Here is a 10,391-nt window from a genome sequence, read left to right as displayed (position 1 = left end):
GGTCGCGCCCGCGTCGATCGACCGCCCTGCGTGCAGGCTCCGGCTCAGCGCCGGCGTGAGGAGCGGCGCCCGGCCTGCTGGTCGCGGCGCTCGCCCAGCTTGCGGACGACGAACCCGATGACGGCGGTGGCGACGGTCGTGATGAGCCATCTGCGCATGGCGGGGTCCTCTCTCGGCTGCTCCCCGGGCGGCGTGCCCGGGCTGATGCGCATCATCCTGTACCCCGCACCTGGACGCCAGGTTCGGGCTCGTGCCCGGACAGGCCCTGCGCCTACCCCTCGATCGGCTCGGGCGGCCCGTCGCAGACGAGGTGGAGGCCCGGGCCGTCGGCGAACGCCTGCACGTGCGAGGGCGGCACCGCCGCGACCTCGATCGAGGGCACGCTGTCGGCGTACATGCAGAGCCCCACGACCGACCAGTCGTGGAGCTCCTCCGGCGGCTCGCCGAGGATGACCTCCTCGGTCCCGCCGATGCCGGAGGCGACCCGCACGTCGATCATGCCGACCATGCCGCCCGGCGCGAGCGCGACGGCCTCGCCGACCGTCATCGCCGTAGCGTCCGAGTACGCGGCGGAGAAGTCGTCGAGCTCCGCTTGCGTCATGGGCGCCGGACCCGACTGCGCGGCGCAGCCGGAGAGCAGGATGGCCGAGGCCATCGCGATCGCGGCGGCCGACTTCGAGCGAGCGAGCATCGTCCCTGCCTTCCGGGCGCCGTCGCCCTCGATCGGAGGCTACGGCGCGAAGGCGCCGAAGCGGCGCAGCGGCACGCGCAGCTCGTCGGGCGTGAGCGAGCCGTGCTGGCCGACCATGCCGCGGCCGGGGTCGTCGCCGTCGAGGTAGACGGCACCGCGGCCGCGAGCGGCGACGAAGACGTCGCCGAGCCGCGGCGCGACCTCCGGGTGCACCTCGCCCAGCCAGCCGGTGTCGATCACCTGCTGGCGCGTCGCGACCCACGCGCCGTCGCCGATCCATGTGCGCCAGGCGTCGGCGACCGCATCGGCCCGTGCCCCGTCGGCCCCCGTGGCTTCGGCGAGGTGCAGCTGCAGGCAGCGCGGCTCCCCCGCGACGTGAGCGATGCCCTCGAGCAGCTCGAGCGGCGCGATGCGGTGCGCGGACGGATCGACGTCGACCATGCCGTGGTCGGCGGTCACGATGAGGCCCACGTCGCGCCGCAGCCCGGCGGCGAGCGTGGCGGTGTGGCCGTCGAGCTCCTCGAGGGCGTCGATCCAGGCGGCGCTCTGCCAGCCCCGATCGTGGCCGGCGCGATCGAGCTCCGGCACGTACAGGTAGACGAGCGCCCGCTCGCGCGCCGCCTGCGTCGCGAGCTCGAAGCGGTCGGCCATCGTGCGGCCGCCCCGGAACTCGGCGCCGCGCAGCACCGCGCCCGTGAAGCCGCCCGCCGCGTGGCGCGGCTCGCCGATGACGATCGCCGGCATGCCGTCGGCGCGCGCCGCCTCGAACAGCGTCGGCAGCCGCTGCCAGACGGCGGGGTCCATCGGGCCGCCCCAGTCGCGCAGCTGGTTGCGCACGCCCGACCCGGGCACGAGCGCGTCGTAGCCGACGATGCCGTGCTGGCCCGCGAGCGCGCCCGTCGTGAGGGATGCGAGCGCGACCGCGGTCGTAGTGGGGAAGCCGGCGTCGAGCGAGCCGCCGGGTGCGCTCGCGAGCGTGCGCGCGTGCCCCGCGCGCTGGCCCAGCTGCGCCGAGCCGAGCCCGTCGGCGAGCAGCACGATCGCGCCGGCGACCTTCGGCAGCCCGAGCGGGTTCGGCTGCCCGCGCATCGCGAGCGACGAGCTCGCGAGAACGTCGGCAAGGCTCCGAGATCCGGGCGCTCGCGTCGGTAGCATTCCTCCAGCCTATGACTGCCTCACCTCCTCCCCCGCCTTCGGACAGCCTCGTCTCCGAGCGCATCGATGACATCGATGTCGCAGCCGAGATGCAGGACTCCTTCCTCGAGTACGCCTACTCGGTGATCTACGCGCGCGCGCTGCCCGACGCGCGCGACGGCCTCAAGCCCGTGCAGCGACGCATCCTCTTCCAGATGTCGGAGATGGGCCTGCGCCCCGATCGCGGCCACGTGAAGTGCGCGCGCGTCGTCGGCGACGTGATGGGCAAGCTGCACCCGCACGGCGACTCGGCGATCTACGACGCGCTCGTGCGCCTCGCGCAGGACTTCAGCCTGCGGCTCCCGCTCGTCGACGGCCACGGCAACTTCGGCTCGCTCGACGACGGCCCAGCGGCCGCGCGCTACACCGAGGCGCGCCTCGCCGCCGCCGGGCTCTCGCTCACCGAGGGCCTCGACGAGGACGTCGTCGACTTCATCCCCAACTACGACAACTCGTACCAGCAGCCCGACGTGCTGCCGGCGTCCTACCCGAACCTGCTCGTCAACGGCGCGAGCGGCATCGCGGTCGGCATGGCGACGAACATGGCGCCGCACAACCTCGTCGAGGTCGTGCAGGCCGCGAAGCACCTGCTCGCGCACCCCGACGCGACGACCGCCGACCTCATGCGGCACGTGCCGGGCCCCGACCTGCCCGGCGGCGGCATCATCGTCGGCCTCGACGGCATCCGGGATGCGTACGAGAGCGGCAAGGGATCGTTCCGCACCCGCGCTCGCGCGTCGATCGAGCGCCAGGGCCGCAAGACGACGATCGTCTTCACCGAGCTGCCCTACCTCGTCGGCCCGGAGCGCGTGATCGAGAAGATCAAGGCCGGCGTGCTCGCGAAGAAGCTCCAGGGCCTCTCCGACGTGCAGGACCTCACCGACCGCAAGCACGGGCTGCGGCTCGTGGTGGGCGTGAAGACGGGCTTCGACCCGGATGCGGTGCTGCAGCAGCTCTACCGGCAGACGCCGCTCGAGGACGGCTTCTCGATCAACAACGTCGCGCTCGTGAAGGGCGTGCCGGAGACGCTCGGCCTCAAGCAGCTGCTGCGCGTCTACCTCGACCACCGCGTCGGCGTCGTGCGCCGCCGCAGCGAGTTCCGGCTGCGGAAGCGCCGCGAGCGCCTGCACCTCGTCGAGGGCCTGCTCATCGCGGTGCTCGACATCGACGAGGTCATCCAGGTCATCCGCACCTCCGACGACACCGAGCAGGCGCGAAAGCGGCTGCAGGACGTCTTCGACCTCTCGGAGCTGCAGGCCGAGCACATCCTCGAGCTGCGGCTGCGCCGGCTCACGAAGTTCAGCCGCATCGAGCTCGAGACCGAGCGCGACGAGCTGCTCGCGCAGATCGCCGAGCTCGAGCGCATCCTCGGCACGCAGGCCGCGCTCCACGAGGTGGTCGCCGCCGAGCTCGACGAGGTCGCCGAGCGCTTCGGCACGCCGCGGCGCTCGCTGCTGACCGAGGCGAACGGGCAGCAGGCGACGTCGGGGCGCCCATCGGCCGCGAAGGCCGCCGCGATGCTCGAGATCGCGGATGCGCCGACGCGCGTGCTGCTGTCGGCCACGGGCCGCGTCGTGCGCGTCGACGGCGACGAGCCGATCCCCGCGCCCGCGCGGCGCAGCCGCCACGACGCGATCCGCTCGAGCGTCGCGACGACGACGCGCGGCACGTTCGGGCTCGTCACCTCCACGGGTGCCGTGCTGCGCCTCACGCCCGCGGACCTGCCGTCGGTGCCGCCGGCATCCATCGGCCTGACGGCGGGCATCAAGGTGCGCGACCTCGGCGCCTTCGAGCGCGGCGAGGAGGCCGTCGCGCTCATCGACCTGAGCGCGGCCGACGACGCCGTGCCGTGGCTCGTCGCGACGGCGCAGGGCACCGTCAAGCGCATCCGCCCGGGCGAGCTGCGCGACCGCGACCGCGAGCCGGTCATCTCGCTCAAGGCCGGCGACCGGGTGGTGGGCATCGCGCCCGCTCCCGATGACGACTGGATCGTGCTCGTCACGAGCGACGCGCAGCTGCTGCGCTTCCCGGCGGGGCAGGTCAACCCGCAGGGCCCGAGCGCCGCCGGCATGAAGGGCATCGGGCTCAAGGGCGGCGCGCTCGTGCGGTTCGCGGGCGTCGTCGCCGACGGCGCCGAGGTCGTGACGGTCACCGAGCCGGCCGAGACGCTCGCAGGGCTCGACGAGCCGCGTGCGAAGGTCTCCGACCTCGCGGAGTTCCCGCCCAAGGGGCGCGGCACCGGTGGCGTGCAGGCGCATCGACTGCTCAAGGGCGAGGCCGGGCTCGCGCTCGCGTGGGCCGGCCACGCACCGCTCGCGGTCGGCGCGGACGGGTCGCAGCGGCAGCTGCCGCCCGGCGGCGCACCGCGGGCCGGCTCGGGCGTCTCGGTCGAGGGCGCGATCGGCGCGATCGGCGCCCGCCTCGGCGACTGACCCTCCGCCGCGGGGTCAGCCGAGGAGTTCGTCGAGGTCGACGAGCGCGTAGCCGGCATCCCGCAGCTGCTCGATGATGCGCGGCAGCGCGTCGGCGTCGAGCGTCGTCCCGTCGTCGGGGTTCGCGCCGACGTGCATGAGCACGATGTGGCCGGGCACCGCGGTGCGCACGACCCGGTCGACCACGGCATCCGCGCTGAGGCCGCCGCTCGTGCCCTGCCACCCGAGCGAGTCGACGCTCCAGCGGATCGGCAGGTAGCCCGCGTCGTTCACGATCCGGATGTCGTGATCGGTCCGGGCGCCGAAGGGGAAGCGGAACAGGGGCATCGCCGGGAGGCCGCTCGCCGTCGTGATCGACGCCTCTGCCGCGGCCAGGTCGGCCCTGATGCTCTCGTCGGTCAGGTCAGGGAACGCGAGGTGGCGGTCGCTGTGGTTGCCGACCGGATGCCCCGCAGCGGCGATCGCCCGCACTTGGGCCGGGTAGGTGCGAGCGAACGCGCCGGTGACGAAGAACGTCGCGGGCGCGTCGAACCGGTCGAGCGTGGCGAGCACGGCGGCCACCCCGGCATCGGAGCTGCCGCCGTCGAAGGTGAGCGCCGCGATGCGCCGGTCGGTCGGGATGCGCTCGAGGTCGATGCCGCGCCACGCCGCGGGCAGTCCGGTCGGCGGCTGCTGCGCCCCGGGCGGCGGCGTCGGCGGGATGCCAGGTGAGGGCGGTGGAGGCGAGGGCGTCGCTCGCGGTGCAGGTGTCGGCGACGGCTCCGCGAGCGGCGGCTCGGTCTGCCCCGCGGAGGGCGCACCCGTCGCGGGCGGCCTGGTCGACGCCGGGGCGGTCGTCGCGCCGCGCTCCGAGGTGCCGGGCTCCGAGGTGCCGGCGTCGGAGGTGCTCGGCCCGGGTGCGCCGGGCTCCGGCGCGCCGCAGGAGACCATCGCCAGGCTCGCGATCAGTGCGAGCCCGGCCAGGACGCGACGCGCCGCTCGCATGCGGCCAGTATGCGCTCGCCCGGTCGGCGGGGGAAGTCCCGCCGGGTCACGATCAGGCGTCGATGCGGTCGCGGTCGACCTGGCTCGTCACGATGAGCTCGCGGCGCGGCGCGACCTCGTTGCCCATGAGCAGCTCGAAGATCTCGATCGCCCGCTCCGCGTCGCTGATGGTGACGCGGCGCAGCGTGCGACGGCCGCGGTCCATCGTCGTCTCGGCGAGCTGATCGGCGTCCATCTCGCCGAGCCCCTTGTAGCGCTGCGGCGGCTCGTGCCACGTCTTGCCGGCCTTCTTGAGCTTCGTGAGCGTGCGGTGCAGCTCGGCGTCGGAGTAGGTGTAGACCGCCTCGTCGGGCTTGCCGCGGTGCTTGACGAGCACGCGGTGCAGCGGCGGCACGGCCGCGTAGACGCGGCCCTCCTCGATGAGCGGGCGCATGTAGCGGTGGATGAGCGTGAGCAGCAGGGTGCGGATGTGCGCGCCGTCGACGTCGGCGTCGGACAGCATGATGATCTTCCCGTAGCGCGCGGCGTCGATGTCGAACGAGCGTCCGGAGCCGGCGCCGATCGACTGGATGATCGCCGCGCACTCCGCGTTCGAGAGCATGTCGGCGACCGAGGCCTTCTGCACGTTGAGGATCTTGCCGCGGATGGGCAGGATCGCTTGGAACTCGCTGTCGCGCGCGGGCTTCGCCGTGCCGAGCGCGCTGTCGCCCTCGACGATGAAGAGCTCGGTCTGCGCGACGTCGTTGGAGCGGCAGTCGACGAGCTTGACGGGCAGCGACGACGACTCGAGCGCTGTCTTGCGACGAGCGGTCTCCTTGAGCGAGCGCGCGGAGATGCGCGCCTTCATCTCGCTGACGATCTTCTCGAGCAGCTGGCCGGCCTGCGCCTTCTCGTCGCGCTTCGACGAGGTGAGGATCGCGCTGAGCTCGCGCTGCACGACCTGGGCGACGATCTGGCGCACGGCGGGCGTGCCGAGCACCTCCTTCGTCTGGCCCTCGAACTGCGGCTCGGGCAGTCGCACCGTCACGACGGCCGAGAGGCCCGCGAGCGCGTCGTCCTTCTCGATCTTGTCGTTGCCGACCTTGAGCTTGCGCGCGTTCGCCGCCACCTGGTCGCGGATGAGCTTGAGCAGCGACTGCTCGAAGCCCGCGAGGTGCGACCCGCCCTTCGGCGTCGAGATGATGTTGACGTAGGTCTGCACGACGGTGTCGTAGCCCGTGCCCCAGCGCAGCGCGATGTCGACCTCGCACGTGCGGTCCACCTCGCGCGTGACCATGTGGCCGGTCTCCTCGTCGAGCACCGGGATCGTCTCCTGGAACGCGCCCTCGCCCGTCAGCCGCCACGTCGCGGTGAGGGCCGGGTCGGGCGCGAGGTACTCGACGAACTCGCTGATGCCGCCGTCGTACTTGAAGTCGTGGACGACGCGCTCGTCGGCGCGGTCGTCGATGATCTGGAGCGAGAGGCCCGGCACGAGGAACGCGGTCTGGCGCGCGCGGCGAGCGAGCTCGTCGGCGAGGAACTCGGCGCCCTTCGTGAACACCTGCGGGTCGGCCCAATAGCGCACGCGGGTGCCCGTGACGCCCTTCGCGACCTTGCCGACCCTGCGCAGGTGCGACTCCTCCGTGAACGGCAGGAACGTCGCGGTCGGCGACGGCTCGCCCTCGTCGAGGAACTCGCCGGGCTCGCCGCGGTGGAACGACATGGCCCACGTGGCGCCGTCGCGGTCCACCTCGACGTCGAGCCGCTCGGAGAGGGCGTTGACGACGGATGCGCCGACGCCGTGCAGGCCGCCGGAGGACTTGTAGGCGCCGCCGCCGAACTTGCCGCCCGCGTGCAGCTTCGTGAAGATCACCTCGACGCCCGAGAGGCCCGTGCGGGGCTCGATGTCGATGGGCAGGCCGCGCGCGCGGTCGCGCACCTCGACAGAGCCGTCGGCGTGCAGCACGACGGTGATCTCGCTGCCGTGGCCGCCGAGCGCCTCGTCGACCGAGTTGTCGATGATCTCCCACAAGCAGTGCATGAGGCCGCGGGAGTCGGTCGAGCCGATGTACATGCCGGGGCGCTTGCGCACCGCCTCGAGACCCTCGAGCACCGTGAGGTGCCGTGCCGAGTAGTCGGATGCGACGGCCAACCGATCCCCCATTCCATGCATGCGTCGAGGCGGCTCCGCTGTCGAGCCGCCTCGCCAGCCTACGGCGGGCGAGCCGCGTCGAGCGGCAGGGCGCGCGGCTCCCTGTGGGTTGCGCCGCTGGCGAACCGTTACCCGATTGGCACGGTTTCTCGGCTGGGACGTGCCACGATGGAGCACGGACGGAAGAAGGAGGGCACCGTGAACGACACCCAGACCACGACGCTCGAGATCGAGGAGCCAGACGCCCCGCTCAGCGGGCTGGACCGCTGCGACAGCTGCGGCGCCCAGGCGTACGTCCGCGCGACGATGGAGAGCGGCACGCTGCTCTTCTGCGCCCACCACGCGGCGAAGCACCGCGAGGCGATGAAGCCGCTCGCCAAGGTGTGGCACGACGAGTCGGCCAAGCTCGACGAGCGATGACGACGGCGCGCTGATCGCGCGCCGTCCTCGCGACGCGGCCCGCCCCCAGCCGGGGCGGGCCGCTTCTGCGTGTGCGGCCGGCTCGGCAGGTGCAGCCGCTTCTGCGTGTGCAGCCGGTTTCGCTCAGCGGCCGAACGGGCCCTGCAGCCGCTGCAGGAAGCGCCGCGTGCGCTCCTCGCGCGGGTCGCCGAAGACCTGATCGGGCGAGCCGCGCTCGACCACCACACCCTCGTCGAAGAACGAGACCTCGTCGGCGACCTCACGCGCGAAGCCGAGCTCGTGGGTGACGACCGCCATGGTCCACCCCTCCCCCGCGAGCTCGGTCATGACCGCGAGCACCTCGCCGACGAGCTCGGGGTCGAGCGACGACGTCGGCTCGTCGAACAGCAGCATCGACGGCTGCAGCGCGAGCGCGCGCACGATGCCCACCCGCTGCTGCTGGCCGCCCGAGAGCGACGAGGGGAACGCATCCGCCTTCTCCCGCAGCCCGACGCGGTCGAGCAGCGCGAGCGCGTCGGCGACGACCTCGTCACGGTCGCGACCCTGCACCCGGATCGGCCCGATCGTGACGTTGCCGAGCACGCTCAGGTGCGGGAAGAGGTGGTGCTGCTGGAACACCATGGCGGATGCGCGGTGCAGCGCGGCGCGCTCGCGCCGCGACCGCGGCTTCGACAGGTCGAGCTCGAGGTCGCCGATGCGCAGCGTGCCCGCCTCGGGCGACTCGAGCCCGTTGAGCGAGCGCAGCACGGTCGTCTTGCCGGAGCCGGACGGGCCGATGAGGGCGTGCACCGTGCCGGGCGCGATGTCGAGGTCGACGCCGCGCAGCACGTGGTTGTCGCCGAACGACTTGTGCAGGCCGCGCGCGGACAGCAGCAGCGCAGACTGCCCGGTGCTCTCAGACGGTCCACTGCTCTCAGACGGCATAGCGGTCCAGCTTCCTCTCGAGGCGGTCCTGGCCGGCCGCGAGCGCGAGGCAGATGACCCAGTAGACGGCAGCCGCGACGATGTAGATCGTCAGGAACTCGCCGCTCGGCGCGGCGATGCGCTGCGCGACGCGGAAGAGCTCGGTGAACAGGATCACCGAGCACAGCGACGTGTCCTTCACGAGCGAGATGAAGGTGTTCGACAGCGGCGGCACCGACACGCGCGCGGCCTGCGGCAGCACGATGCGCCACAGCGACTGGCCGCGCGACATGCCGATCATCGACGCCGCCTCCCACTGCCCGCGCGGGATCGACAGGATGGCGGCGCGGATGATCTCGGCCGCGTAGCCGCCGACGTTCATCGACAGCGCGATGATGGCGCTCGGCCACGGGTCGAGCGTGATGCCGATCTGCGGCATGCCGTAGAAGATGACGAACAGCTGCACGAGCAGCGGTGTGCCGCGGATGGCCGAGATGTAGGCGCGCGCGAGGCCCGACAGCCACGCGATGCCGGAGATGCGCGCGAGCGCGAGGGCGATCGCGATCACGATGCCGACCGAGAACGAGGCGAGCGTCAGCGGGATGGTGCCCGTGACGGCGCCGAGCGCGATCGGTCCGATCGACTCGAGGATCAGCTCCCAGTTCACGCGGCGAGCCTACGGCCGTGCGTCACGGCTGCGAGACGTCCTCGCCGAAGTAGCGCTCCGAGATCTCCGCGAGCGTGCCGTCGGCGGCGAGGGCGGCGAGCGCCTCGTCCACGGCGGTCACGAGCGACTCGCTGCCGGCGCGGAAGGCGAGCGCGTTCTCGCTCGTCTCCTCGGTCTCGGCGACGTCGACGAGTCCCGTCTCCCCGCCCTGCGACTGCACGTAGTCGAGGTAGGTGAGGCGGTCGTTGATCGTCGCGTCGACGCGGCCCGAGCGCAGCAGCTCTGCGGCCTGCGCGAAGCCCTCGACCTCCTCGACGTCGGCGCCCGCCTCGGTCGCGATCTCGGCCCAGTTGCTCGTGAGGGACTGCGCGCTCGTGCGCCCCGAGAGGTCGTCGAACGAGGCGATGTCGCTGCCCTCAGCGACGATGAGCACGCCGGGCGAGTACGTGTAGGGCTCGCTGAAGACGTAGCGCTCGAGGCGCTGCGGCGTGATGGAGACCTGGTTGGCGATGACGTCGACGCGGCCCGCGTCGAGCGCCGCGAAGATCGCGTCCCAGGGCGTCTCGACGAACTCGACCTCGACGCCGAGCTGCTCGGCGACGGCGGTGATGATCTCGACGTCGTAGCCCGTGAGCTCGCCCGCGCCGCCCTCGTGGAACGAGAACGGCGAGTACGTGCCCTCGGTGCCGACGACGAGCGTGCCAGCCTCCTGCACCTGCTCGATCGTCAGTCCCGTCGAGGTCTCGCCGCTCGGCGCCGGATCCGCAACCGTCGAGCAGCCCACGAGGGCGACGGATGCTGCGGCGAGGGCCGCGAGCGGGGCCAGTCGGGATGCGGCGGTACGGGATCGAGGCATGAGCGCTCCTTCTCGGGGGTAACACTCCATCTTAGAGCGCGGAGCGACCTCCCGGCGACACGCGGTCGTCCCGGCGGCCCTCCGGCCTGCGGACGCGACGAAGGCCGCCCGCG

General features: G+C 72.8%; 9 protein-coding genes. 2 read left to right on the top strand and 7 right to left on the bottom strand.

Annotated features, from left to right (window positions below):
* Window positions 1-271: 271 nt before the first annotated feature.
* Together ABD106_RS01910 and ABD106_RS01905 are read right to left on the bottom strand one after the other, a co-directional pair.
* A complete protein-coding gene (locus ABD106_RS01910) occupies window positions 272-691 on the bottom strand; it encodes a hypothetical protein (protein WP_343916757.1) in 420 nt (139 codons plus the stop codon).
* Between the two features lie 39 nt (window positions 692-730).
* Window positions 731-1,780: an alkaline phosphatase family protein gene (locus tag ABD106_RS01905; protein ID WP_343916755.1), complete on the bottom strand. Its 1,050-nt coding sequence runs from the start codon at window positions 1,778-1,780 to the stop codon at window positions 731-733.
* A gap of 77 nt (window positions 1,781-1,857) precedes the next feature.
* Between ABD106_RS01905 and ABD106_RS01900 the strand changes: the two genes are divergently transcribed.
* Window positions 1,858-4,317, top strand: a complete 2,460-nt coding sequence (locus ABD106_RS01900; protein ID WP_343916753.1) for a DNA gyrase/topoisomerase IV subunit A — start codon at window positions 1,858-1,860, stop codon at window positions 4,315-4,317.
* A gap of 15 nt (window positions 4,318-4,332) precedes the next feature.
* Here ABD106_RS01900 and ABD106_RS01895 read toward each other — a convergent pair whose 3' ends face one another.
* Window positions 4,333-5,301 carry a polysaccharide deacetylase family protein gene (locus ABD106_RS01895; protein ID WP_343916751.1) on the bottom strand — a complete coding sequence of 323 codons (969 nt, stop codon included), beginning with the start codon at window positions 5,299-5,301 and terminating at the stop codon, window positions 4,333-4,335.
* A 52-nt stretch (window positions 5,302-5,353) separates the two neighbouring features.
* The gene (locus ABD106_RS01890) at window positions 5,354-7,432 is read right to left on the bottom strand and encodes a DNA gyrase/topoisomerase IV subunit B (protein WP_486281830.1); all 2,079 of its coding nucleotides are present in this window, start codon (window positions 7,430-7,432) and stop codon (window positions 5,354-5,356) included.
* Window positions 7,433-7,630: 198 nt separating this feature from the next.
* Between ABD106_RS01890 and ABD106_RS01885 the strand changes: the two genes are divergently transcribed.
* Entirely contained in the window at window positions 7,631-7,852 is a 222-nt protein-coding gene (locus ABD106_RS01885) for a DUF7455 domain-containing protein (RefSeq protein ID WP_343916747.1), read from the top strand.
* A 123-nt stretch (window positions 7,853-7,975) separates the two neighbouring features.
* Here the strand turns inward: ABD106_RS01885 and ABD106_RS01880 are convergent, their stop codons facing one another.
* From ABD106_RS01880 to ABD106_RS01870, 3 genes are read right to left on the bottom strand one after another with little or no spacing between them, the layout of a single operon-like run.
* The gene (locus ABD106_RS01880; RefSeq protein ID WP_343916745.1) at window positions 7,976-8,776 is read right to left on the bottom strand and encodes an amino acid ABC transporter ATP-binding protein; all 801 of its coding nucleotides are present in this window, start codon (window positions 8,774-8,776) and stop codon (window positions 7,976-7,978) included.
* The gene (locus tag ABD106_RS01875) at window positions 8,766-9,422 is read right to left on the bottom strand and encodes an amino acid ABC transporter permease (protein ID WP_343916743.1); all 657 of its coding nucleotides are present in this window, start codon (window positions 9,420-9,422) and stop codon (window positions 8,766-8,768) included. The genes ABD106_RS01880 and ABD106_RS01875 overlap by 11 nt, the downstream gene beginning before the upstream one ends.
* A gap of 22 nt (window positions 9,423-9,444) precedes the next feature.
* Window positions 9,445-10,278 carry an amino acid ABC transporter substrate-binding protein gene (locus ABD106_RS01870; protein ID WP_343916741.1) on the bottom strand — a complete coding sequence of 278 codons (834 nt, stop codon included), beginning with the start codon at window positions 10,276-10,278 and terminating at the stop codon, window positions 9,445-9,447.
* Between the last annotated feature and the right edge of the window lie 113 nt (window positions 10,279-10,391).

It is taken from the genome of Agrococcus citreus (assembly GCF_039527715.1).
Classification (GTDB): Bacteria; Actinomycetota; Actinomycetes; order Actinomycetales; family Microbacteriaceae; genus Agrococcus; species Agrococcus citreus.
This window is presented reverse-complemented; position numbering and strand designations above follow the sequence as displayed.